Origin of the sequence: Niastella vici, from assembly GCF_002077945.1 — a bacterium.
GTDB lineage: Bacteria > Bacteroidota > Bacteroidia > Chitinophagales > Chitinophagaceae > Niastella > Niastella vici.
In genome coordinates this window covers 178,019-202,791 of record NZ_LVYD01000041.1, presented here as the reverse complement: position 1 = coordinate 202,791, position 24,773 = coordinate 178,019, and the positions used below count along the sequence as shown (strand labels likewise).

19 protein-coding genes are annotated in these 24,773 nt (G+C 44.8%); 10 read left to right on the top strand and 9 right to left on the bottom strand.

Features of this window, described 5'->3' with window-relative positions:
- Positions 1–66 precede the first annotated feature (66 nt).
- The 3 genes from A3860_RS10515 to A3860_RS10505 are packed head-to-tail and all read left to right on the top strand — an operon-like array spanning position 67 to position 1,364.
- Positions 67–309, top strand: coding sequence for a hypothetical protein (locus tag A3860_RS10515; RefSeq protein WP_081146638.1), 243 nt, complete (start codon positions 67–69; stop codon positions 307–309).
- Positions 299–586, top strand: coding sequence for a type II toxin-antitoxin system RelE/ParE family toxin (locus A3860_RS10510; RefSeq protein WP_081146637.1), 288 nt, complete (start codon positions 299–301; stop codon positions 584–586). Before A3860_RS10515 ends, A3860_RS10510 begins: the two co-directional genes overlap by 11 nt.
- A gap of 49 nt (positions 587–635) precedes the next feature.
- Positions 636–1,364, top strand: a complete 729-nt coding sequence (locus tag A3860_RS10505; protein WP_081146636.1) for an RsmE family RNA methyltransferase — start codon at positions 636–638, stop codon at positions 1,362–1,364.
- Between the two features lie 83 nt (positions 1,365–1,447).
- On the opposite strand, the gene A3860_RS10500 is transcribed toward A3860_RS10505, so the two are convergent.
- Together A3860_RS10500 and A3860_RS10495 are read right to left on the bottom strand one after the other, a co-directional pair.
- The gene (locus A3860_RS10500; RefSeq protein ID WP_081146814.1) at positions 1,448–2,242 is read right to left on the bottom strand and encodes a TerC family protein; all 795 of its coding nucleotides are present in this window, start codon (positions 2,240–2,242) and stop codon (positions 1,448–1,450) included.
- Positions 2,243–2,404: 162 nt separating this feature from the next.
- On the bottom strand, positions 2,405–3,538 hold the full coding sequence (locus A3860_RS10495) for a quinone-dependent dihydroorotate dehydrogenase (RefSeq protein ID WP_081146634.1): 1,134 nt from the start codon (positions 3,536–3,538) through the stop codon (positions 2,405–2,407).
- A gap of 696 nt (positions 3,539–4,234) precedes the next feature.
- Between A3860_RS10495 and A3860_RS10485 the strand changes: the two genes are divergently transcribed.
- From A3860_RS10485 to A3860_RS10465, 5 genes are all read left to right on the top strand, one after another.
- The gene (locus A3860_RS10485) at positions 4,235–5,410 is read left to right on the top strand and encodes a thiolase family protein (protein WP_081146631.1); all 1,176 of its coding nucleotides are present in this window, start codon (positions 4,235–4,237) and stop codon (positions 5,408–5,410) included.
- 207 nt (positions 5,411–5,617) lie between these two features.
- Positions 5,618–7,315, top strand: a complete 1,698-nt coding sequence (locus A3860_RS10480) for a DUF1800 domain-containing protein (protein ID WP_158085197.1) — start codon at positions 5,618–5,620, stop codon at positions 7,313–7,315.
- 16 nt (positions 7,316–7,331) lie between these two features.
- Positions 7,332–8,921 (top strand): DUF1501 domain-containing protein, encoded by a 1,590-nt coding sequence (locus tag A3860_RS10475; protein WP_081146629.1) that lies wholly within the window; start codon positions 7,332–7,334, stop codon positions 8,919–8,921.
- 266 nt (positions 8,922–9,187) lie between these two features.
- Positions 9,188–9,832: a response regulator gene (locus A3860_RS10470; protein ID WP_081146628.1), complete on the top strand. Its 645-nt coding sequence runs from the start codon at positions 9,188–9,190 to the stop codon at positions 9,830–9,832.
- A 191-nt stretch (positions 9,833–10,023) separates the two neighbouring features.
- Positions 10,024–11,790: a tetratricopeptide repeat-containing sensor histidine kinase gene (locus A3860_RS10465; protein ID WP_143774046.1), complete on the top strand. Its 1,767-nt coding sequence runs from the start codon at positions 10,024–10,026 to the stop codon at positions 11,788–11,790.
- A gap of 144 nt (positions 11,791–11,934) precedes the next feature.
- On the opposite strand, the gene A3860_RS10460 is transcribed toward A3860_RS10465, so the two are convergent.
- From A3860_RS10460 to A3860_RS10440, 5 genes are all read right to left on the bottom strand, one after another.
- Positions 11,935–14,217: a GH92 family glycosyl hydrolase gene (locus A3860_RS10460; RefSeq protein ID WP_081146625.1), complete on the bottom strand. Its 2,283-nt coding sequence runs from the start codon at positions 14,215–14,217 to the stop codon at positions 11,935–11,937.
- Positions 14,218–14,582: 365 nt separating this feature from the next.
- Positions 14,583–15,047: a DUF983 domain-containing protein gene (locus tag A3860_RS10455; RefSeq protein ID WP_081146624.1), complete on the bottom strand. Its 465-nt coding sequence runs from the start codon at positions 15,045–15,047 to the stop codon at positions 14,583–14,585.
- Between the two features lie 169 nt (positions 15,048–15,216).
- A complete protein-coding gene (locus A3860_RS10450) occupies positions 15,217–17,004 on the bottom strand; it encodes an ABC transporter ATP-binding protein (protein WP_081146623.1) in 1,788 nt (595 codons plus the stop codon).
- Positions 17,005–17,716: 712 nt separating this feature from the next.
- The gene (locus A3860_RS10445; RefSeq protein ID WP_143774045.1) at positions 17,717–19,039 is read right to left on the bottom strand and encodes an O-antigen ligase family protein; all 1,323 of its coding nucleotides are present in this window, start codon (positions 19,037–19,039) and stop codon (positions 17,717–17,719) included.
- Between the two features lie 24 nt (positions 19,040–19,063).
- Complete coding sequence (locus tag A3860_RS10440) at positions 19,064–19,906, bottom strand: hypothetical protein (RefSeq protein WP_081146621.1); 843 nt, start codon at positions 19,904–19,906, stop codon at positions 19,064–19,066.
- Between the two features lie 123 nt (positions 19,907–20,029).
- On the opposite strand from A3860_RS10440, the gene A3860_RS10435 reads away from it, so the two are divergent.
- On the top strand, positions 20,030–21,256 hold the full coding sequence (locus tag A3860_RS10435; RefSeq protein WP_158085196.1) for an oligosaccharide flippase family protein: 1,227 nt from the start codon (positions 20,030–20,032) through the stop codon (positions 21,254–21,256).
- Between the two features lie 18 nt (positions 21,257–21,274).
- Positions 21,275–22,468: an O-antigen ligase family protein gene (locus A3860_RS10430; RefSeq protein ID WP_081146618.1), complete on the top strand. Its 1,194-nt coding sequence runs from the start codon at positions 21,275–21,277 to the stop codon at positions 22,466–22,468.
- On the opposite strand, the gene A3860_RS10425 is transcribed toward A3860_RS10430, so the two are convergent.
- Both A3860_RS10425 and A3860_RS10420 read right to left on the bottom strand, forming a co-directional pair.
- The gene (locus tag A3860_RS10425) at positions 22,428–23,615 is read right to left on the bottom strand and encodes a DUF1972 domain-containing protein (RefSeq protein WP_081146617.1); all 1,188 of its coding nucleotides are present in this window, start codon (positions 23,613–23,615) and stop codon (positions 22,428–22,430) included. The two genes, A3860_RS10430 and A3860_RS10425, sit on opposite strands and share 41 nt — an antisense overlap.
- On the bottom strand, positions 23,612–24,691 hold the full coding sequence (locus A3860_RS10420; RefSeq protein ID WP_081146615.1) for a glycosyltransferase family 4 protein: 1,080 nt from the start codon (positions 24,689–24,691) through the stop codon (positions 23,612–23,614). The genes A3860_RS10425 and A3860_RS10420 overlap by 4 nt, the downstream gene beginning before the upstream one ends.
- Positions 24,692–24,773: the final 82 nt, after the last annotated feature.

Below are 24,773 nucleotides of genomic sequence, written 5' to 3'. Positions count from 1 at the left end.
GGCCCCCGGTTTTAGGGGGCTTTTTTTTGGGTAAGAAATGATTAAATTTGAGTAAAGTCATTGAATATGTCTGTAGCAGATATAAAAAAGCACCTGTATAAAGCCATTGAGGAAATAGATGATGAGGCTTTTTTGCAGGCAGTATATACCATTATTTCTTCAAAGATGGGGCCGGGGGCTACCTATGAATTATCAGCTGATCAGTTACAAATACTGGAAGATAGAAGGGAAAAATATTTGAAGGGAGAGGGGAAATCATACACCTGGGACGAAGTAAAGGATAGAATCAGGAAAAAGGATGGCTTATAAACTGGAGATCAGAGGGGAGGCCGAAGAAGAAATTTTTGAGGCCTATAAATGGTATGAAGAACAAACCCCAGGATTAGGGGAGCGGTTTATTGTGGAACTGGAAGCCGTATTTAATAAAATATCACGCACCCCACTACATTACAAAATAGCCAGGTCCGTATTCAGGCAGGCTTCCATAAAATCATTTCCATTTGTAGTTTATTTTGAAATTAATCGTGATAACATAGTTGTTTATTCCGTTTTTCATACCAGCCGCAAACCCCATAAAAGATTTTAACGCATAGCATGGTATATAATATGCATTATTTTGCAGCAAAGAATTTATAATGAACCTGCCGCTTTTTTACATTTCGGATATTGTTGCCGGAAAGCCGGAAATAGAGCTTGATGAAGATACCTCGAAACATGTGGTGAATGTATTGCGCATGAAAAAAGGCGAGCAGCTGCATCTTACCGATGGAAAAGGTTTTTTATTACTTACTTCCATTGCCGACGACCATAAAAAACGATGCCGGGTAACGGTGCTGAATGAACAATTCATTCCACAAACCGGCCGCAAGACCAGCATAGCCATTTCGCTATTAAAAAATGCCAGCCGCTTTGAATGGTTCCTCGAAAAAGCCACTGAGCTGGGCATTACCGAGATCATTCCTATTCTTTGCGACAGAACTGAAAAACAGCATTTCAGGTTCGACCGCATGCAAAACATTCTGGTGAGCGCCATGTTGCAATCGCAACAGGCATGGTTGCCTGTATTGCATCAACCGATAGGGTTTGGACAACTGCTGAAGCAGGAGGATATAATTGACAACACACAAAAATTCATAGCGCATTGCATGCCCGGTCCAAAACAAAGCCTGGCCGCACTGGTAAATGATTCCCTTCCTTCTCAAATTATATTAATTGGTCCTGAAGGCGATTTTTCGCCCGAAGAAGTAACGTTTGCCACAGAACATTTTTTTATACCTGTAACGCTGGGCAATACCCGCCTGCGTACTGAAACTGCCGGTATGGTGGCGGCGGTGTTGTTGAAGGCGCCAGGCAATGGGGTGTAGAAAGAAAACATTTGGGAAGCCCAAAAAAACAGGCAATAAGCGATTTGCCTATTGCCTGTTTTTAATAGCGTATTGCCTGGTGATTAAACAGTGTTCTGCTCTTCTTTTTTAACGATGGGTTCGTTTAGTTGAACCTTTTGTTTTTTGGCTCTTTTAAACATCCACATATTCAGCATTTCAACACCAAACGAGAAGGCCATTGCAAAATAGATATATCTTTTGTCAATGGTTTGGCCGTGAAGCGGCTCTAACCCTTCAAAGAACAGGCTGAAACCAACCATTAATAAAAAGGCCAGCGCCAGCATTTTAAGGGTAGGATGCTTATGTATGAACGTGGCAATCTTATCAGAGAAAAAGAACATGATGATCATGGCAATGATAACGGCCACAATCATGATTTGAACTTTGTTCGCCAAACCAACTGCGGTAATGATGCTGTCGAAAGAGAATACCATATCAATGATAATGATCTGGGAAATTACCGCACCAAACGATGATTTTTTAGCATTGCCCTCATGCATACCTTCATCACCTTCGAGTTTATGGTGTATTTCCTTTACAGTTTTATATAACAGGAACAAACCACCAACGAGCATAACTACGTTCCTCAGGTGAAAGGAATAATGCACGCTTCGAAAGCTGAAACCAAATATTTCAATTTTATCATTGTGCACAAGCCAGCCGATACCCATTAATAAAACAATACGAACGGCAATACCGGCAAACATCCAGATACGGCGGGCCTTTAGCTGCTGTTTTCTATCTAAACGGCCCATTAATATGGAAACGAAGATCACGTTATCGATCCCCAACACGATCTCCAGTACGGTTAGGGTGAATAAGCTGATCAAAGCATCTACAGTAAACAATTCTTGCATGGTGGTCGGTAATAAAAAATGATGGGCAAAAATAAGGTGGCAGAACCAATGAGCAATGTGTAACAAGCAATGGTTGTGCCCCGGTTTTGCACCAGTGCTCTATTAGTAGGTTTTGGGGTGTACTTGTTTCAAAAAAATAAATAATATTTTAGTAATGGCCTGTTATTTCAACCCATTACAAATATTCTTAACTATAGCGGGACCTTCGTAAATAAAACCGGTCCATACCTGAACCAGGGAAGCGCCGGCGGCCAGTTTTTCTTTGGCATCTTCAGCCGTAAAAATACCACCTGATGCAATAACCGGTAATTGACCGTTGGTTTTTTGATGTATATATTGTACGATCTCGGTAGAACGCTTGCGAACCGGGGCGCCGCTTAATCCGCCTGCACCAATGGTTTGCAGTTCCCCACCGGTGGTTTGCAGTTGTTCGCGGCTGATGGTAGTATTGGTAGCAACGAGGCCGTCCAGTTTAATTTCCATAGCCAGGTCAATAACATCATCGATCTGCTGGGGAGTAAGGTCGGGCGCTATCTTTAATAATATAGGCTTGGGTTTGCGGTTGGTTTCGGAGCCGCTTTCCTGCTGGTTTATGGTTTGCAAATGCGAAAGGATCTTGCGGAGTGAGTCTTTTTCCTGTAATTCGCGTAACCCGGGGGTATTGGGCGAGCTTACATTCACTACAAAATAATCAACGCAATCAAACAGTGCCTTGAAGCAGATCTCATAATCCTTCCAGGCATCTTCGTTGGGCGTGACTTTATTTTTACCGATGTTGCCGCCGATAATGAGCCGGGAATGGTGAGTGGTGAATGGTGAATGGGAGCCTGCATTTGATGCAGAACTATTATTGGCGACAGCCTGCGTTTTATGATTTCCCTCGTGTTTTTCGCGCCAATCTTTCAATCGTTGCGCTACTACCTGAACGCCGTCATTATTAAAGCCCATGCGGTTAATGAGGGCTTTGTCTTTGGGTAAACGGAATAGCCGGGGCTTATCGTTACCAGCCTGAGGTTTGGGCGTTACGGTCCCAATTTCAACAAAACCGAAACCAAGCGCTTCCAGTTCGGTGAGGTACAGGGCATTCTTATCGAAACCAGCTGCCAATCCAACCGGGTTTTTAAACCGCAGTCCGAACAGCTCTTTTGATAGAGCACCATTTGCAGGGGTGTATTGAGACGAAATGGATTTACGAACGGGACCCAGGGAACAGCCCAGTTTCATCATGTTCATGCTAAAATGATGGACTGATTCAGTGGGAAAACAAAATAGCAGCCGGCGAAGTAGGTTATACATAATTCGGTGCGAAGATAAGTAAAACCCCTCAGCCCCCTAAAGGGAGACAAGCGTATATTACCAGGGTGTTCGGGAAAAGGCCTCTTGTCATAACATATTGATGCTTTCAACATCTGCACAACTACGGCTGTGGTATGGCTGGTGTACGGTTGATCCTGGCTGCATCAATGGCTGTAGTACGGCTGTGGTATGGCTGGTGTACGGTTGGTCCTGGCTGCATCAATGGCTGTAGTACGGTTGTGGAACGGTAATAATATGGTTGATCCTGGCTGCATCACTGCTGAAACCTTACAGAAAGGGCACCCTACCCCGGGCGACCATGGGCGGGGCTGGCAGATTTTGTTTTCCACTTGCCAATCCTTAACTTTGATACAGAAAGTTGCATAAACAACCATGTGGGTAAGGGGAGTAGCGAACCGAACGTACAAGTCCCGACCGAGGTCGGGATGCCGATAAAATCGGCATGATGCGACGCAACAACAGCTAATAAGAGATCGGAAGGCGATGCCAAAAGCCATAGCCATTTGGGTAGTAAGCAGGGGGAAAAGGAAAGGGATCATAAAGCTGAATAGTTAAAGGGGCGCCAGCAGAGGATGAACCGTGAAAGGCGACTGGCAACCAGGAACTGATAAACCATCGAACTTACAAATTATTAATTAACACCTCCCCTTTAAGGGGTGGGGCTAAACTTTATATATGGAAGCGTATATAGTAGCAGGTTACCGCACCGCGGTAGGTAAAGCAAAAAGAGGCGGGTTCCGGTTTTACCGGCCCGATGACTTAGCCGTTGATGTGATCAAAGGACTGATGGCTTCTGTTCCGCAGCTTGATCCAAAGCGGGTTGATGATGTGCTGGTAGGAAATGCCGTGCCCGAAGCAGAACAGGGATTACAGGTGGGAAGGATCATTGCTGCCAGGGCATTGGGTTTTGATACGCCCGGCGCTACCGTGAACCGGTATTGTGCTTCTGGACTTGAAACCATTGCCATTGCTACCGCCAAGATCAGAAGCGGTATGGCCGAATGTATTATCGCCGGTGGTACCGAAAGCATGAGCCTGGTGCCCACCGCAGGCTGGAAAACCGTACCGGCTTATTCCATTGCGAAAGATGAACCCGATTATTATCTCAGTATGGGCTTAACGGCAGAAGCTGTTGCCAAAGAATATAACGTAAGCCGCGAAGACCAGGACCAGTTCTCGTACCAATCGCATATGAAAGCCATCAACGCCATCTCGAATGGCTATTTCAAAAATGGCATTTTACCCATCACTGTTGAAGAGGTATACCTCGATGAAAAGAACAAAAAGAAAACCCGTAGCTATGTAGTGGATACTGATGAAGGACCGCGAAAAGATACCAGTCTTGATGTATTGAACAAACTGAAGCCCGTGTTTGCAGCTAACGGCACCGTAACAGCGGGTAATTCATCGCAAACCAGTGATGGCGCCGCATTTGTTATCGTTATGAGCGAAAGAATGGTGAATGAGCTGGGATTAAAACCTATTGCCCGGCTGGTTGCCTGTGCATCGGCAGGCGTACACCCGCGTATTATGGGTATTGGTCCGGTTGAAGCAGTGCCCAAAGCATTGAAACAGGCCGGCATGAACCTGGGCCAGATTGACCTGGTTGAATTGAATGAAGCTTTTGCATCACAGGCTCTGGCTGTTATTCGCAAGCTGGAAATGAACCCTGATATTGTAAATATTAACGGCGGCGCTATTGCGTTGGGCCATCCGTTAGGTTGTACCGGTTGTAAGCTAACAATACAAATTACACATGATATGAAAAGGCTTAACAAGAAGTATGGTATTGTTACGGCATGTGTTGGCGGAGGGCAGGGAATAGCAGGGATTATAGAAAATATTAATTAGTAAAAATAGTTGTTATATAGAAAGCTGCTTCTCATTAAGAGGCAGCTTTTTTTGTTTTGGTAATAGTACGAGTGACGTATGAAAATGTACGGCACTTATCCCCATTTCATCAAGTGGCAACATTTTTGTTCAAGCTCTGCCATAATTGGATTGTCATCATGTAGTCAAAAGGCCGACTTAATGAAGCAATCTGCCAAAATCAACCTTATGGATAGAAGAGAATTCTTCACGCTGAAAAGAAGAGCCAAGGCTACTTCTCCAAAGCCCTATGCAGGCTTGCGTCAAATTTACTCCGGATTAACACCTTACTCAGGCACCTGGACAGCCAAAGAAGTAGCGCACTTGCTTAAGCGCACCATGTTCGGGGCAAAGAAAGCAGACATTGATCATTTTCTTGGTATGACTCCTTCAGCGGCGGTTGATGAATTGTTGAACGTATCTACTTCCCTGCCTTCGCCCCCATTGAAAAATTACGACAATACCGACATCGATGCGGCCGATCCAGACATTTCAGTAGCAAAGGGAGCCACCTGGGTGAACACCGTTTCAACAGATGGTACAGCAAACAGCCAACGGGTAAATTCGCTCAAAGACTGGTGGATAGGCACCATGATCAACCAGGATAGAAGCATCAGGGAAAAAATGACCCTGTTCTGGCATAACCATTTTTCAACTGAAACAGCCACCTATGAAAGGGGCACATATGGCTATAAGTATAATACCCTGTTACGGCAAAGCGCTGTAGGTAATTTTAAGACGCTGGTAAAGGATATGACGATGAACGTGTGCATGCTGCGTTACCTCAACGGTTACCTGAATACCAGTACAGCGCCCGACGAAAACTATGCGCGTGAGTTGCAGGAGTTGTTTACCCTCGGTAAAACAAACAATCCCAATTATACTGAAGACGATGTAAAGGCGGCAGCCCGGGTGCTTACCGGCTGGCGCATCAAGGATAAAACCGGTGAAGATGAATCGGTATACTTCAAACCCGATGCACACGACAAAACCAACAAAACCTTCTCTTCTTTTTTTGGTGGAACCGTGATCGCCGGCAGAACTGATGCCGCCGGTGCAGACGCTGAGATAAATGATCTCATCACCATGATCTTCAACAAATCGGTAGAGGTTTCTGAATTCATTGTAAAAAAGCTGTACACATGGTTTGTTTATTACACTATTGAACCTGATACCCTCACCAACGTTATAAAGCCGCTGGCCCAGCAATTAGTGAGCGGTAACTGGGAAATAAAACCGGTGCTGGCCACCCTGTTGAAAAGCGAACATTTCTTCGATCCGCTTAGCCAGGGTTGTTTGATCAAGAGCCCGCTCGAAATGATGGTTATGATGATGCGGGAGTTTGACGTTGCATTTCCGCCCGACACAGATTATGACAATCAATATTACATGTGGGATTACCTGCGCAACCAGTCGGTGATAATGCAACAGAATATTGCCGACCCGCCCAGTGTATCGGGATGGCCTGCTTATTACCAGATACCCATGTTCTATGAAATGTGGATCAACCACGATACCATGCCCAAGCGCGAACGGTTTATTGACCAGTTAATTGGTAACGGGTATATGCGTAACAGTGTGAAGCTTATCATTGATCCGGTAACTTTTGTGAAAAATAATTTCACCAATGCCATTGCAGCCGATCCCAATGCGCTGATCAATGCCTTACTGGATATTATGTACCGGGTGCCAATTTCCGATACATTGAAAGCTACCATTAAAACGCAAATATTACTGAGTGGACAAGCACAGGATTATTACTGGAGCAATGCATGGAATGCATATATAGGTGCTCCCGGCGATATGACTGCCTACTCCACCGTGTATACCCGTTTGCAAACATTGTTCAAATATTTTATGAACCTGGCTGAGTACCAATTAGCTTAACAATCAAACCGATCTTATGAAGCGCAGAGACTTTTTAAAAAACACCTTGCCTGCATCTGTAACGTTGCCCGCATTGATAAACGGTTTTTCCGTTAAAGCCTTCACCGGTGCATCACCATTGGTACAAGCCCTGATGGGTACCACTACCGATACCGATAAAGTATTGGTGATGATACAGCTGAACGGCGGTAACGATGGATTGAACATGGTGATACCTATTGAAACCTATAGAGAATATTATAACGCCCGTGCAAATATTGCAATAGGGCAGAACAAGATATTACCGTTGAACGGTACCTCAAAAACGGGGTTGCACCCCAGTATGACTGGTTTGCAAACCCTGTATAATGAGAATAAACTGGCTATTATACAGGCCGTGGGTTATCCTTCACCCAACTTCTCACACTTCAGGGCCACCGACATCTGGATGAGTGCATCCGATTCGGAACAGGTGCTTACCACCGGCTGGATAGGCCGGTACCTGAATATTGAATATCCGAACTTTCCCAACGGATATCCAACAGCGCAAATGCCCGATCCCCTGGCAATACAGATCGGTTCAGTGGCCTCCCTTGCCTTGCAGGGGCCTTCCTTCCCCATGGGTATGACCATCAGCGACCCTACCAGCTTCTACGACTTCCTCGATAACGTAGGCGACCCGGTGCCCAATACGCCCTGGGGTAAGGAGCTGGCTTATATCAGAATGATAATGGGTCAAACCGAACAATACTCCAACGTCATCAGGGCGGCTGCAGCAAAAGTCACTTCACAGGGTTCTTACCCCAGCAACAACGACCTGGCCCAGCAATTACGCATTGTAGCCCGGTTGGTGAAAGGTGGTTTAAAGACCCGGGTATATATGGTAAGCACCGGTGGTTTCGATACGCATTCGAGCCAGGTAGAAGCTGCTGATACATCGGTAGGCGGGCATGCCAAACTGATGGCCCGCGTGTCGGACGCTATCAAATGTTTTATGGACGACCTGAAAGGACTGGGTGTTGATGACCGGGTAATTGGTTTTACCTTCTCGGAATTTGGCCGCCGGATAAAATCAAATTCCAGTTTGGGTACCGACCACGGCGCAGCCGCACCGGTATTTGTTTTTGGAAAGAATGTACGGGCAGGCATCATTGGCACCAACCCCGCCATTCCTACCGGCGCAGGTGGTAATGATAACGTGCCTTTTCAATACGATTTCCGAAGTATTTATGCTTCTATTCTTAAGCAATGGTTCTGTGTAAATGATACCGACCTTCAAACTATTCTGCTCAAGAATTTCCAGAACATCCCGTTATGTGTGAATGCCGCCTGCGGCGCTACCGGCGTTGATGATGTGATCAGGGGCGATGGTGAACAGCTGATCGTAAACTATCCGAACCCATTTGTTGAAAGCACATCCATTACATTTAATACAAAGGGTGGCCATACGCTGGTACAAGTGATAGATACAATGGGAAGGGTTGTTAGAACACTTACTGACAAAGTATATACATCCGGTACCTATACTGTAACATTCGACGGGTATGGGGCGCCATTGGGTGTTTATTATGCCCGTTTCCAGAACGGCACCACCCAACAGGTACGTCCCATGCTGAAGACGCGATGACGTAGAAAATTTAATCCGTATAATGGGAGCTTCCTGACTTCTGTCGGGAAGCTTTTTATATTTTTTATTGAGACCGGGATACAGGACAATGCTAACGAACGGTTGCTAAAACCTGCTAAAAAGCACTGGGCGCCTTTACGCAAAAAGGAATTTTAAAAAATGGAATCGCCCCGTAATTTGTTGCCCTGCTATAAATAGTTTTAATTTGCCTTGGATCGGAAAACTAACCATTAATCCTGAAAATAGACCGGTCCCTAAATTTGATTATGTTGAAGGTTTTTATAACAGATGACCATGAATTATACCTTGAAGGCCTGGTGTTGTTGTTGAACAGGCAACCCGGCATTGAGGTAATTGGTTCAGCATTTACAGGAGAAAGCCTGCTGAAACAGCTGCCTAATAAAGATATTGATATCCTGTTGCTCGATGTGCATTTACCTGATATTGGCGAAGAAGAACTGCTGCTGAAGATCCGCGAAGTTCAACCCACGCTCAGGATCCTTTACCTCACTATAATGCGTGGTACCCGTTATATTCACAAACTGCTTAAATACGAGATACAGGGCTACCTGTTGAAGAATACCAACATCACCGAATTGACCAAAGCCCTGGAAACAGTAGCGGAAGGCAATAAATACTTCAGTAAGGAGATCAACATCCTCGATACCAACCAGGACTTCAGGAATACGGTCACTATTGAAGATAAGAAGGTAGATGAGATACTGTCGAAAAGAGAGATAGAGGTTCTTACCCTTATTTGTAAAGAGTATAGTAATTCAGAGATCGCCAAGAAACTTTTTCTTAGCGTAAGCACGGTAGAAACCCACCGTAAGAACCTGATCGCCAAACTGGGCGTTAATAATACTGTGGGGTTGGTGAAGTTTGCCCTGAAGAACAAGCTGATCGATTAATATTTTCGCTGTTTCCCAAACATTTATTAAGTCAGATTTACATATTGCTACATTATTACACTATTTACTTTTGATAATAAGTAAAAACCCTTAATTTGGTAGTATAATTCGACATACTGTTGAAATACTATCTGCTTTTAGGGGCTTTGATTATTAGTGTATGTTCATTTGCTCAGGTCGATACAACCCGTTTGAAAAACTTGTACGACCGTTGCCTCGATTTCTCTGAAGACAAGATAGATTCCATTCATTATTACGCCGAATACATTTCAAAAGAAGCTGAACACCTGCATTACAACCGGGGTAATGTGTTATCGCTGCGTTTAAGAGGTATCTATGAAGACCTGAGTAATAATTATGAGAAGGCCATTGAATATTATCTTCAATCGCTGGAGGCTGCCCGCCTGATACATGCGCCGGAATATGAAATGGTGGCATTGAGCGACCTGGCCATTGCTTACTTCGCCATCAGGGAGCCCGAGAAAGCAAAAGAGTTCTATTTACAATGCGCCCGCATGTCTGAAGCAGATGGAAAGATACCTTCGCTCATCAACACGTACAACAACCTGGCGGTCATTTACACCCAGCTGAAACAATACGACAGCTCACGTATCTTACTCGAAAAGGCTGTTCAACTGGGCAGGCCGCTTGAAAGGAAGGGACGTATTAGTTTGGCAAGCACCTATAATAACCTGGGCAATTTGTACTTCAAGGAAAAGAAGTATGAGGAAGCATTGCCTTTTTTCAAACAGAACCTCATAAAGCATACCCGCGACAACGATCTGAATGGGATATGGGTGGCCAGGCTGAACCTGGCAGATGTGTATATTGAAAAGCACCAATTTGATTCAGCCACCATGTATGCGCAAAGCGCTATGGAACTGGCGCAGCGGCTTGAATCGAAAAGCAAGGAAGCCGACAGCTATTCCATGCTGGCCAAGCTGGCCGAGTACCGGGGCCACTTCAGCAAAGCCTATAATTATATTAAAAAATGGTATGCGCTTGATACAGCTATTCTGCACAGTGATACTTACAAAACAATTGCCGCCCTGCAGGAACGATTTCATGCCGGTGAACGGGAAGCCGAAAATAAATTGTTACAGGAAAAAGTAGAGAAGGAAACCATCCACAGCAGAGAGCTTACCCTGGTGGCCGTGGCCCTGGCCATAATTGGGATACTGATCGCTATCGGATTTGTTATAAAGCGGAATGCCCACCGCCGCCTGCAGGCAACCAATGACCTCATTGTACAGCAAAACGAAAAACTCTCAGAGCTGAACTATGAAAAGAATTCACTGATCAGCATCGTTTCGCATGACCTGAACACTCCCTTTGCCACCATACAGGTATGGGGGCAGGTTTTACAAAACGATACAACCCGGTTAACAGCTGAACAACAAAAAGCCATGAACCGAATTTTACAGGCCGGCGCCTATGGTGAGCAGTTGATCAGGCAAATACTGGATGTAGAAAGGGCCGATATCGGGAGCCATAAAATGCAGTTGGAAAAGTTTGAGTTGAAGGCCTTCGCAGAAGAAATGATCGACCAGTTTAAACCCATGGCTGCAAAAAAAGATATCCGGTTACATGTAGAGGCTTTGGGGAAAAAGCTGTTTATACTAAGCGACAAATACCTGGTAAGCCGTATTTGTGAGAACCTGCTGTCAAACGCCATTAAGTATACGCCGCATGGTAAAAATGTTTGGATGGGTATCAGCGACGAGCATGATTCAATAAGTATAAAAGTTAAAGATGAGGGTGTGGGTATTGATAAGGAGGAATTGCCTTACCTGTTCTCGAAATACAGCAAGATATCATCACAGCCTACTGATGGAGAAGCTTCCTATGGCCTGGGACTCTCAATTGTGAAAAGGATAGTGGAAGAAATAAATGGAAGGATCACCTGTGAGAGTGAACCTGGAAAGGGAAGTGTGTTTACGGTAATACTGAAGAAGTAAGCAGCCACTTAAAATATAATAATATTCAGATTTTATCGTTATATTGTATTACTTACTAACCCATAGACATAAAATAAAAGCCTCCTGATGCATCGGGAGGCTTTTACATTGGAATCCTTACTATGATCAATGCAGGTGTTGCATTTACTTTTTAGGTTTATCGGTCATAAAGAAGGTGAGCGTGCCGCCCTTCATAATGTCTTCATGAGTGATCACCGGCTGCTCTAATTGTTTTCCATTGAGCAATACTTTTTGTACATACACATTTTTATCGCTTTGGTTATTGGCCTCAACAGTAAAGGTGTTGCCGTTCTCGAGTTGTATCACTGCTTTATTGATGGCCGGGCTGCCTAACTGGTATTGGGCAGAACCGGGCGCTACCGGATAAAAGCCAAGGGTTGAAAAAAGATACCAGGCGCTCATTTGTCCGCAGTCATCGTTACCGCCCAACCCATCAGGCGCCGGTTTATATTGATTTTTCAGGATCATTCTTACCCGTTGTTGTGTTTTCCAGGGCTGCCCGGCAAAATTGTACAGGTAGGCCACATGATGGGCCGGCTCGTTGCCATGCACATAGGTACCAATAATACCATCACGTGTAATATCCTCTGTTTCGGCAAAATATTTATCGGGCAGGTACATGGTGAACAGGGTGTCGAGTTTGGCGCTGAATTTCTTTTTACCACCCATTAAGGTTATCAACCCTTCGGGGTCCTGTGGTACAAAAAAGCTGTAATTCCAGCTATTGCCTTCGATGAATCCCTGACCGTGCGTGCTAAGGGGATCAAAATCATTTTTAAACGTGCCATCTTCTTTGCGGGCGCGCATAAAGCCTGCCGTTGCATCGTACAGGTTCTTATAGCTGGCCGACCGTTTCATGAAGGTTTCATAGATGCCCGAACGGCCCAGATGTTGTGCCGCCTGGGCAATAGACCAGTCGTCATAAGCATATTCGAGGGTGGTGGAGGCAGAAGTACCCAGTTTTTCATCGGGGATAAAGCCTTTGTCGAGATAGCTGCCGATGCCTTCATAATTTTTATGAGAGGCGGTGGCGATACAGGCGTCCAGCGCATGCGCCGCATCAAATGACTTATTGCCTTTGATAATGGCATCTGCAATTACCGATACGCTGTGGTAACCACTCATACACCAGTTGTCATTGCTGTAATGGCTCCAGATGGGCAGCATTTGTAAAACGCTTTGATCGTAATGTGCCAGCATGCTGCTGATCATATCACCATTGCGGGCAGGTTGTATGATATTGAAGAACGGATGCAGCGCCCGGTAAGTATCCCACAATGAGAACGTAGTGTAGTTGGTGAAATTGGCTGCGGTATGAATATTTTGATCAAGACCTTTGTATTTACGGTCAACATCCATAAATACAGTGGGGCCGAGGAAGGCGTGGTACAGGGCCGTATAGAAATTCTGTTTTTCTGCATCGGCCGCATCAATGGCGATCTTTGACAGTTCTGTATTCCATGCGGCCTGTGCAGCGGCTTTTGTTTGCTCAAAGTCCCAGTGTGGTATTTCAGTTCGCAGGTTTAACAAAGCGCCTTCGGTACTTACTGGTGATAAAGCGAGCTTGAGCTTTATTTTTTCACCGGCCTCGGTGTCAAAGTTGAAATACATGCGCAATTGTTTACCGGCCAGGTCGGGGAAGTTTTTGCTTTGGTCGAACTTACGCCAGAAACCCCGGTAAACCTGTTTTTTGCTGAAGTCCTTACAGCCATACTCTTTGAAGGGCTTTGAAAAGCTCATGGCAAAATAAACGGTGCGGGTGCGCGCCCAGCCATTGGTTTGGCGGTAACCGGTTACCAGGGTATCATTCTCAACCCTGATAAACGTCCATACGTTTTTATCATCGTAATTATAAATACCATGCATCAGATCAAAAATGATATGGGCATCGTTTGTTTTTGGGAAAGTGTATTGATGAAACCCTGTTCTGGTAGTGGCAGTTAGCTCAGCCGTGATATTATCATCGTCTAATTGCACTTTGTAATAACCGGCTTCGGCTTTTTCGTTGGCATGCGAATAGGCCGATCTGAAACCGCTTTTTGGTTCGGTGGCAATGCCCGGGTTCAACTGTAGGGTACCGGTAGTAGGCATAATGAGGAAATCGCCCAGGTCGCTATGGCCGGTGCCGCTGAAGTGGGTATGGCTAAAGCCTACAATAGTTTTATCGTCGTACTGGTACCCGGCGCAATATTTATAGACGTCCGGATTGTATTTCCCGTTCATTTCATAAGGAATGGTGTCGGTATCAGGACTTAGTTGCACCATGCCGAACGGTACGGTAGCGCCGGGAAAGGTATGCCCCATGCGTTGGGTACCAATGAGTGGGTTTACATATTGTACTACATTTTTTTGTTGAGCAAAAACGGATAAGGGAGACACCCAGAACAGCAGTGACCATTTTTTCATTTAAGTATATTTCTTTTTTTAATAAAAAAGTAGTGAAGCTTACAAATCTAGTGCTAAATATTCTCTAGCTAACAGGTAGATTTACTGTTTCAGCCGCACTATTTTCGTGTACTGCTAATGGTTTAGCAGTTTTAATTGTATATTTTACCTTAATGAGGCCCGGGGTGGGATTTGTGGCCCCGAAGGGTTTTTGGGGTGACTGCTATGTCAAAATAGAAAGAGGATGTATCAAAAGTAAATGAAGGACCTGAGAACCACTTAAACGACTACCGGCCTCCTTCAGGTACCCGAATAAAAAGAGGCTGCATCATACTTATGATACAACCTCGTGGAATTATTTTAAGGCAGTAGTAAAGTGGTGCTATTTATTGTTGTGGTTCCTGGCCTTCATAATAGGAGCCGGTTTCATAATCAAATTTCTTCGACCGGGTGTTTTTGTAATCAGGATCGTACCGCACAAAAAAATACAGGTATATCACCCGGCTCAGGCGCATGAGCCAGGGTTGTAAAACGATCAGCAGCCCAATGTTTATTCCCATCCACCAGAAGAAACGGTTATCTTTTGTACTCATGCCAATCAATACATACCAGGCCACAAAAGAGGCTACCGACAGGGCTACAGACAAGGCGTAGCTCACATAACCGGTGCCATACCAGAACCCAACTTCCAGTTCAAATTGCTGACCACATTCTTCACAATGCGCAGGCATATCAAACACTTTTTTCAGGTTCCAGGGATTACTATTCTTGAACATTTGTCCCTGGCGGCAGCGGGGGCATTTCATAGTTAACATGCTCCAGAAGTAATTGGGTTTAGATGAAGCAGACATGAGGCGCACTAATTGATGAGGGGCAAAGTTACGAAAAGTTTATAGGGTATTCAATGGTGGCCTGATACTGCCCAATGATACAGGCATATAAAAAAACTGGCCACTGTTAAAAGTGGCCAGTTAGAAAGATTATTTTATTATTCTCCGCCAGCTGGCGAAGGGGTAGGGGCTAGGCTGTAGCAACCAATTTTTTACGTTCTCCGATCTGCTGACGCCACATGGCATAATACAGACCCTTTTCTTCGAGCAGGCTTTCGTGGTTGCCTGTTTCTACTATATCGCCTTTTTCGAGCACATAAATGCGGTCGGCATGCATAATGGTCGACAGGCGGTGTGCGATCATGATCGTTATCTGGTTGCGTTGCGTTGAAATATCTTTTATGGTATCGGTGATCTCTTCTTCGGTTAGTGAATCGAGCGAAGATGTGGCTTCGTCAAAGATCAATAACCGGGGTTTACGAATGAGGGCGCGGGCAATAGACAGGCGTTGTTTTTCGCCCCCTGATAATTTAAGACCGCCTTCACCGATCATGGTATCGAGGCCCTTTTCGGCACGTGCTAACAAATTAGTGCAGGAAGCTTTTTTCAACGCATCCAACAGGTCTTCTTCGGTGGCAGTGGTGTTTACGAATAGCAGGTTTTCCTTAATGGTGCCAGAGAACAATTGTGTGTCCTGGGTAACAAAACCGATCTGGTTGCGCAGGTCTTCAAAATTGATATCAGTTTCATCGATACCGTTATAAACGATCTTGCCTTCCTGCGGGCGGTACAACCCTACCAGCAGCTTCATCAGGGTTGATTTGCCTGAACCTGAAGGGCCAACAAAGGCAATGGTTTCTCCGGTCTTTACCGTAAAGCTGATATCATCAATGGCGCGTTGTTGCGCTGTCTGGTGTTTGAAAATTACAGACTGAAAGTCGAGCGTTTGAATATTGCCGAGATGTTTGGGATGTTCGGGTTGGCGCTCGGGCGCTTTTTGCATCAGGTTATGGAAATTGTTCAAAGAGGCTTCTGCTTCGCGGTAGGAAATGATGATGTTGCTTATTTCCTGCAAGGGGCCAAACACAAAGAAGGAGAAGAACTGCATGGTCACCAGTTGCCCGGGATCCATATGCTTGCCAAATATCAGGTACATCAATATGAAGAGAATTACCTGGCGCAGGGTATTCACAAAAGTTCCCTGCACAAATGCAATGCTACGAACGCGCTTTACTTTGGTTAATTCAAGCCCAAGTATCTTGTAGGTATTCTTGTTCAGGCGGGTAACTTCCTGGTTGGTAAGCCCCAGGCTTTTTACCAGCTCTATATTGCGTAGCGACTCGGTGGTGGCGCCAGCCAGGGCAGTTGTTTGCGATACAATGTTCTTCTGAATGCTTTTTATTTTTTTGCTCAACAGGTTGGTGATCCAGGTAAGTAAAAAAATGCCAATCAGGTAGGCAATCACTACGTACCAGCTGATAAAGATGGAAGCATACACCATCACAAATAAAACGCCTACCAGTACCCCATACAAAATGTTGATGAAGTAATTCATGAATTTTTCAGTGTCGGACCTCACTTTAGTGAGCACGCTCAGGGTTTCGCCGCTGCGTTGGTCTTCAAATTCCTGGTAAGGCAGGCGCATGGCATGTTTCAACCCATCGGTAAATACTTTGGCGCCGAACTTTTGAATGATAACGTTTAAAAAGTAGTCCTGGAAATTTTTAGCGATCCGGCTCACCATGGCAACGCCAATTGAAGCCAGTAACAGCCAGATCACTCCGTAATAAGGGGAAGTGGCGGTAAAAAAACCTGATTTGTATTTTTCAGGATCGTGATAATAGTTCCCGGCGAGCCGGATGATCCTACCGAAAATAATCGGGTCCATTAATGAAAAACCCTGATTAACAGCCGCCAGAACAAGCGTTAAAACTACCAGCCATCTGTATGGTTTGAGATACTGTAATAAAATCTTCATAATTGCATTTAACAGATTATCAACCCGAAAGTTTGTATAGGGTAAATGAAATACCCTACAATTTAGAGAAAACTGCCAAAAAACGGGGACACACGGTTAAGAGTGCAGGTAAAACCGGGAAAAGTACAATGCGCACCCCCCGGCTAGTTATTAGTTCACGGTTTAATGTTTCCGGGTCAAAGTTCCTAATTCTCAGTTTTTAATTCAAAGTTCCAGTTCATAGTTCGCAGTTCCCGGTTCTCTGTTCTGAATTCAGTTTTGCCGCCTTCCGGCAGCCTGGTCGCGGAAGCTTTTCAGACCTTGTTACTACCTTGATTATACCTCTGTTCCGCCTCATTGGGTACTCTTTGCTTCCTAGGGGCCCGAGGACCCAATGAGGTGTTTCAAAGGACAGGTCCTCCAATTTAGAGGTACCAACGAGGTGAATCCGAGGTTCCACCTAAAGAGAATTAAGGTGCTTTTGAGAAGGCAATGAGGACAAATCGACCATTTTGTGTCAAACGTCCCCGGTTTTCGACAGGTCGTCACACCGTTTTCCCAGGGGCGTCCCTAAAACAAGGGTGTTTTCGAGGAAAAACTACCAAACGTCACACCGTTTCGAGGAGCCCGTAACATCAGGAACCAAACACCGTCACATTTTTGAATAAGCAGATTGAAAGCTCGTATACTTTTGTGCTACCGGTAATGCAGTTCTTTGACATTAAAGCGCCTGTCATTCCTCTGGTTTCGCCGGGTATTTACCCGCCTGGCCGGTATAAAATAACAACGGCATGAATAAGAAAAGGATCAGGCCATATTGGGTTTCAAATACCGCATCGCTAAAAGTGTAGGCGAATAACAACAGGAGAAGCGCACGCAATAACCGGTTTGTATAGTCAAACTGCCTGGTCATTGCCATGATCACCAATTGTACACAGATGGCTATAAAACAAAGCAGCCCAACGATCCCGGTTTGTAAAAGCGATTCCAGGAACTGGTTATGGGTGTTGTAGTCTAAATAACCACGATCGGAGCCACCCGGCCGACCGCCCGTATACATATGGGTAGCCATATATTTCTGGTTCAGCAATGGTTGGGCTGCGGCGGGTGTTACGCCAAACAGCCAGGCCTTATGCTCGGTGAGGATCTCTTTCACAAAACGCCATTGCAGCAGGCGGAACTGCACCCCGTTAAAATAATCCCGCGTGTTAAAGGATGGTTGCTGTACAACGGCAATATTCCCGTGCAAAACATCATTAAAGCGGCGGCTGATGGGGTTTTGTGTAAGCAAAATGGCACTGCTGCATATAATACCGGCGATCAACGCTATGGCAACAACCGATCGTGCAATGGTCTTTTTTTGCAGTGAGGTATACAGGTGATAGATCAGATAGCCGAGCGTAAAAATGATGACCAGTTTCGATGACAGTAATACAATGCCAATAATAAGCCAGGCTATCAGCGAAAAGTGAACGGTTTTGTTTTTGAGGTACCGCTTGATGTGGTTTAAATGCAACAGGTAAATTAACCCCGCAAATACGAAGATCGAAAATTGTACGGCATGGTGCCCCAGGTTACTTACCAACTCATGATAGAAGAATACACTGGTAGTTGCATGATGGAAAAAGTACTTATTACAACCCACCCCTAAACTCCAAATGAGCAGGGCGGCCAGCGTATAAATATATACGATCATTAAGGAATGAAAATTGACCTTGTTTATACAGGCGCAACTGTAAAAACAGAGCGGAATAAACAACAAGGCGCTTTTGACCTGAACATGTTTCCAGCCTTCAAAAAAGTTATTCGTATAGGCGAGGGGTATCAGCTGTAATAAAAAGAATAAACCACAGGTGATAACGAACGGATGTTTTAACTGCCTGTTCAACCATACGCCCTGGAGGTTTTTGTTCTGGATAATAGAAGTAACAAGTATTAACCCGATCATTATGCTGCTTACGGCCCTGAATGCACAAAGTGTACCTACCACAAAAACCTGGTAAAATAGAAAAAGCAGATTATTGATGTGCCTGATTTGGGTATACTTGTCCATCATGTGAACGATGCAGGTTTTTGGCCATTACGATGGCTGCGTCATTTTCCGTCGAATATACAGGTAAAATGCGATAGCGAGGCCCAGCAATAAACCACCCGCCAGCCCTATGAGCAACTGTTTTACTAATTGCGGATAGGTGGGTTTGGTGGGCGTATAAAAATTTTGTAACACATGCACGGCCGACATAAAAGCAAGGTTTTCTTCAAAATTGACCTTCTTTTCCTGTAAGGTGGCGATCTGGTTGCTGATGTCAGAGATATTCACCATAAAGCGTCCGCCATTGGTATTTTGCTGTTGCAGGTTGGTTGCAATAGTGGTTTGCATGGCATTCAGGCGGGTTATTTCCTGATCTATTGTTTGTATCAATGCGTGCAGGTTGTTTTTCTTTGTGGTCAGTTTGTCTTTAATAAATGCGCTGTTATCCAGCGCATATTCTATTCCTTTTTGTAAAGGTTGTAAAACCGCTGTATCGGTTACCAGCACGGTGAGGGTAAAAGCGGTATAATTATTAGGCGCATAGGATTTCTGTAATTCTTCCGTTTTAATGGACAGCACCTTTTTTAACTGCTTTGCATTCATGTGAAATTGTTGGGCCAGTTCCGGCAATTCTCTTTTCTTTAATAGCTCTGACCAGCTATCGATCACCGCCATTTGTTCCGGATCGCTTAAAAAGGCTGGTTGTAAAACCAGGGATGAAGAATACAAATTCGGTGTATACCAGAACCGGAGCGCGCCGGCCAGCAAACCCGAAAAAGCAACTATGAGCAACAATTTTCCGTAATGGCTAAAAAACAGCCCGGCATTCCGGAAAAGCGCTAATACGTCCAGTTCATCGGCGGGGTGTTGTACCAGTTTTACCTGTTTCATCAATAGTGATTACGGAAAATAATAGGGGAGGGTTGCGTTAATTGTTATAATTTGACGTTTACTATTTTGTGAGTTTATTATATGGAAAGCACCAGTAGACGCAACCGGATTTTTTCAAATTTTATGGCATTGGGCATTTTACAGGGAACCAATTTTTTGCTGCCTGTACTGGTGATGCCATTCGTAATAAAGAAAATAGGGGCCGATGGGTATGGGGTAGTAGCGGTTGCCCAGGGCATCATGCTGCTTTTTGTAACAGTTTCTGAATACGGGTTTAATTTAACCGCCACCCGCGCCCTTGCCCTGCACCGGAACGATGTTGGTAAAAACGCCAAATTGTTCTTTACCGTACTGGCGGCCAAAATGGTCATTTGTATTGCACTGTTCGGTGTATTGCTGTTGCTTATTTCCCTGGTGCCTTTTTTCAGACCGCATTTTCTGCTGTATTTGCTTGGGTTTACTTATGTAATAGGGCAGTCGTTGCTGGTGAGCTGGTTTTTCCAGGGAATGGAAAAAATGAAGTACATCACTATTTATGCCCTGTTTGCGCGGTTGTTGTTTGTGGCCCTGGTGTTTGTTTTTATCAGGGAAAAGCCCGATCACCGGTTCTTTATTTTTTATATGGGAATCGGCAGCCTGGTTGCCGGCGTATTCAGTATTTTTCAGGCCATTCGCATTTGTAAACTGCCATTGGTGCGCCCAACGTGGAGTGATGTAAAACAGGAGTTGAAGGAAGGCTGGCCCGTAATGCTTTCGTATATTTCAATAAACACTTTTTTGAGCATCAATGTGTTCATATTGCGTTTGTTCACCAACGACCTCATTGCCGGTTATTACAGCGTTGCCGAAAAAATAATCCTGGCTACCCGGCAAATACCGGTACTGTTCTCACAGGTAATATATCCGCCGTTGTGCCAGCTGATGGAAAAGGGAACAGCAGCAACACGTAGCTTTTTCAGATCGGTGTATGTACCATTTTTATTACTGGTGCTGTTGGCCGCAGTCGGCCTGTTTGTGTTTTCTCCTTCACTTATTTCAATTTTTTTAGGGCCTAACAAAGGGAATGCGGTCATGCTGTTGCGGGTGTTTTGCGTGGCGCCAATAATTGTTTGTTTGCATATTCCGGCCAGCCAGCTGCTGATGGCCGCTAATCAAAAAAAGAGCTACCTGCGGGTATTGAGCTGGGCAACCCTCATAAATGTTATCTGTAATGTGCTGCTGGTACAGGTTTGGGGTTCAGTTGGAACCGCTATCAGTGTTTTGCTGACCGAGCTGTTTATAACAATTGGCTTTAACCGGGCGCTTTTTAAAAATAAACTGGCAGGTTACCTCAGCGCCAGGGTGCTTTAATTATATACAAGGGAAAGCATGCGAATCAGTAAATATTTTCCGGTCGCGTTCATTTACTTTTTTATTAATTCATTGGGGCTGCCATTTGGGTTAACCTACACGGCATTGTTAAGTCCGCTCCTGTACATATGGGTGGTCATGGTGCGCAAGCGGGATGTGTTGTGGCCTTTTTTACTGGCTTTAACACCGGTTATGCTTATTCATTTGAGTATGGGTGTTGATGTTAACAGTTATTTTATATCGCTGGTGAATATGGTGCTGGTGTATATTTTTTGCCAGGCGGTTTATGCCTTTCTCATAAAATGCGACCATAAGGAAATTATCTTCAGGCAATTGCTGATCATCAATTTTATTTGTTGCCTTATTGCCATACCATTGTTCTTTACACCGTATTATGACCTGCTGTGGGCAAAACAATTTTTAACCACGGGCGTTTATGATTTCAGGCGGTTGTGCCTGCTTACTTATGAGCCTTCCTATTATGCCTTGCTGTTCACGCCTTTGTTTTTCTTTTTTCTACTGCAGCTGCTCTTTTACCGGAACACCATTAATGGCTGGCTGTTGCTGGTGATGTTGTTGCTGCCGTTGGTACTGTCATTTTCCCTGGGTGTTATCAGCGCTATTATTGCGGCCATTCTGGTAACCGCGACGGTTCATTATAAAACCTTCCTGCGCAATAAGCGGTTTATGAACCTGGTGGGTTTGGCCGGAATGGTTGTTATAGCTGCAGGAGTGGTTGGTTTGATCTTCTTTCCCGACAATATTCTCTTTGTGCGCATTAGTAATGTTATTTCGGGCAAAGACCCTTCGGGCAAGGGCAGAACCTTTGAAGCCTTCTGGCTGGCCGGTCAATTGCTGGAGAAAAAAAGTTATTGGTGGGGTATTGGCCCGGGCCAGATCAAGATATTGGGTTTTGACCTGATACGGGATTATTATGGTTATGGATATGATACTACCCATGTAGCTATTCCCAATGCGGCGGCTGAAACGCTTGCCATTTTCGGCTGGGTTGGTCTTGTAGTGCGGATAGGGGTTGAGTGTTTCTTTTTTGTATATACCAAAGTGTGGCGAAATTATTACCGGCTGCTTTTATTCACATTTATTTTTATTTATCAGTTCACTGGCAGCTTTATTACCAACGTGGCGGAATATGTGGTGTGGATAATAGCCTTTACTCCTGTTTTCCGGGAGTTCGATAACCCCGGTAACTAGCGCCGCCAGCCGATGGAGGCTGGGGAGTTAATGACCTGCTCTCCCGTTCCATTACACATCTTTGCAAAAAGTCTTCATATTTGTTTATCACGTTATCCCAATTGAACTGCTCCCTGATCCTTTTAAGGTTGTTATTGACCATCGCCATTTTCTGGCTGTTGCGGTAGGGGTTTTCAATGATCTCTTTTACCTGCTCATAAGAAGAAAAATAAAAGGCGTCCTGATGTAAAACAGCGCGGTTAAAGGGATTGTCATGGGCGGCGATCGATGCCCGGCTGGCCATGGCTTCAAGCAGTGAAGGGTTGGTTCCACCCACACTATGGCCATGAAAATACAGGCTCGAATATGTTTTCAGGGAATGTATTTTTTGTGGGTGATTGTAAATGCCACCGGTAAATACTATTCGGTTATCATCTTTAAATTTCTGCACCAGGTATCGTCCCAGTTTATTATCGACCGACCCTACTACCAGGAACTTTTTAGTGCTGTTGCTGGCATGAAAACCATCGAGTATCATTTCAATATTGTTTTCGGCCGCCATGCGCGCCATCAAGATGAAATACTCATTCTTTGTGACGTTATATTCCTGCAACAGGCTTTCCTCTTCATTGGTATGTACTTCGGCCCCATAAGGTATATGCTCACTGGGAATGGAGTATTTGTTTTTCAGATACGATTGAATAACTACGGAGTCGGCTATATGATAATGGCTGAACCGAACGGCCAGTTTCTCGGCCAGCATCAGGAACTTTTGAACCGGTTTTGAATATTTTGTGCGCTTCCATTCCAGCCCATCCATATTAAAAATGAGCGTGCTTTGCTGGGGATAAAACCAGCCCCAGGCCGAACTGCTGGTGAAACCCAGCATCAGGATTACATCGAAATTACGCCGCCGCGCATCCAGTATGCAGTTGAGGTCATAAATGAATTGCCCAAAGCTTCCCAGCTGGTACTCCGGATCAAAACAGTGGATGAGCTGAACGTTCTTCCAGGTGTTGCTGTTATAGGGATGGTTGTGGGAATTGTATACAAACACTTCATGCCCCTTATCAACCAGCCCCGTGGACAGGTATTCTGCAAATTGTTCAAATCCGCCGTAATGGTTGGGTATTCCTCTGGTACCTAATATGCCTATCCGTAATGTCATTGTTGTAGTACTTGTTTATAAGCGCTGGCTGATTGCCATGCTGCCTGTTGCCAGGTATAGTGAGCTAATATTTTTTGTCTGAGTGCATCTGTACCAGGTGATGAAGCTGCTTTTTCCACTGCTTCGTAAATGCTTTGCGGTGAGCCGGGGTCGCAGTACGCCGCTTCATTTCCGAAATATTCACGGGTATAACCTTTATCGGTGATCACTACCCGGCAACCCATAGCGGCCGCTTCGAGGGTGGAGAGTCCACAGGTTTCGAACCAGCTGGGCAAAATATGGATCCCTGCTTTCTGGTACCAGTTTGTTAAAGCAGCCTGTGGCAGTTGGTCAATAAAGGAAATATTGTTAGCCGCCTGTTTACGACATTCATTATAATAGGATAACTGATTCGGGGCCGGGTTACCGATCACGACCAGCCGGTATTTGGTATTGTTCAGTGCTTTTATGAGGTTTAACTGGTTTTTGAGGCCTTCAATTCTCGCCACGCATAACACCAGTTCGGGTTCTTTTGGCAGGGTGCTGTTCCAGGTAAATAAACCGGGATCAATACCATTGGGTACCAGGGTATACCCGGGCAGCGCAGTACCGAACCCGGCCAGTTGATCATATTCCAGCTTTGAGTTGGGTAATATAAGGGCCGCCTGCTGCAATATCTTTCTAATGCTTTGTTTGTGTCCTTTCCATAAATACGATGTGCTCATCAGTACATCGTTGCCCTGAACCCAACGGGCGATCGTTTTAAGATATTCTATGCTGTATTTGGGCAGAAAACGGAACAGGGCGCCGGCAACACCTTTCCGGTATTGCTGGTCATATTCGTAATAATTGACCAGGTTAGGCGATATTACAAAGGGCTTACCCGACCGGTTTATATGACATATTATATCGGCCGGCCGCACAATATTGAAAAAGTGCAACAGATCGTATTGTTCATATTGAACAGGTTGATTGGTTAATTTGATGTCCGCCTCAATTCCCAGCAACTTTAATTGCCGGGCAATATTGATGAGCTGAAAGGTATCTCCGCCTTTAACCGTGAATAATGTTGACCTGGTAATGAAAGCAATTCTCATGAGATACCTATTCTTATCTTATTATTCGTAGTAAAATGCCTCACAGTTGCCTGGCATAATTTTTATTTTGACCATTGCCGGG

Bases quoted from the DNA above. Each gene is read 5' to 3' on its own strand.
- A3860_RS10430 (WP_081146618.1), top strand. From the start codon at position 21,275: ATGCGAATCAGTAAATATTTTCCGGTCGCGTTCATTTACTTTTTTATT.
- A3860_RS10505 (WP_081146636.1), top strand. From the start codon at position 636: ATGAACCTGCCGCTTTTTTACATTTCGGATATTGTTGCCGGAAAGCCG.
- A3860_RS10440 (WP_081146621.1), bottom strand. From the start codon at position 19,906: ATGAAACAGGTAAAACTGGTACAACACCCCGCCGATGAACTGGACGTA.
- A3860_RS10435 (WP_158085196.1), top strand. From the start codon at position 20,030: ATGGCATTGGGCATTTTACAGGGAACCAATTTTTTGCTGCCTGTACTG.
- A3860_RS10455 (WP_081146624.1), bottom strand. From the start codon at position 15,047: ATGTCTGCTTCATCTAAACCCAATTACTTCTGGAGCATGTTAACTATG.
- A3860_RS10445 (WP_143774045.1), bottom strand. From the start codon at position 19,039: ATGATGGACAAGTATACCCAAATCAGGCACATCAATAATCTGCTTTTT.
- A3860_RS10485 (WP_081146631.1), top strand. From the start codon at position 4,235: ATGGAAGCGTATATAGTAGCAGGTTACCGCACCGCGGTAGGTAAAGCA.
- A3860_RS10510 (WP_081146637.1), top strand. From the start codon at position 299: ATGGCTTATAAACTGGAGATCAGAGGGGAGGCCGAAGAAGAAATTTTT.
- A3860_RS10515 (WP_081146638.1), top strand. From the start codon at position 67: ATGTCTGTAGCAGATATAAAAAAGCACCTGTATAAAGCCATTGAGGAA.
- A3860_RS10460 (WP_081146625.1), bottom strand. From the start codon at position 14,217: ATGAAAAAATGGTCACTGCTGTTCTGGGTGTCTCCCTTATCCGTTTTT.
- A3860_RS10480 (WP_158085197.1), top strand. From the start codon at position 5,618: ATGGATAGAAGAGAATTCTTCACGCTGAAAAGAAGAGCCAAGGCTACT.
- A3860_RS10495 (WP_081146634.1), bottom strand. From the start codon at position 3,538: ATGTATAACCTACTTCGCCGGCTGCTATTTTGTTTTCCCACTGAATCA.
- A3860_RS10475 (WP_081146629.1), top strand. From the start codon at position 7,332: ATGAAGCGCAGAGACTTTTTAAAAAACACCTTGCCTGCATCTGTAACG.
- A3860_RS10500 (WP_081146814.1), bottom strand. From the start codon at position 2,242: ATGCAAGAATTGTTTACTGTAGATGCTTTGATCAGCTTATTCACCCTA.
- A3860_RS10470 (WP_081146628.1), top strand. From the start codon at position 9,188: ATGTTGAAGGTTTTTATAACAGATGACCATGAATTATACCTTGAAGGC.
- A3860_RS10425 (WP_081146617.1), bottom strand. From the start codon at position 23,615: ATGACATTACGGATAGGCATATTAGGTACCAGAGGAATACCCAACCAT.
- A3860_RS10420 (WP_081146615.1), bottom strand. From the start codon at position 24,691: ATGAGAATTGCTTTCATTACCAGGTCAACATTATTCACGGTTAAAGGC.
- A3860_RS10450 (WP_081146623.1), bottom strand. From the start codon at position 17,004: ATGAAGATTTTATTACAGTATCTCAAACCATACAGATGGCTGGTAGTT.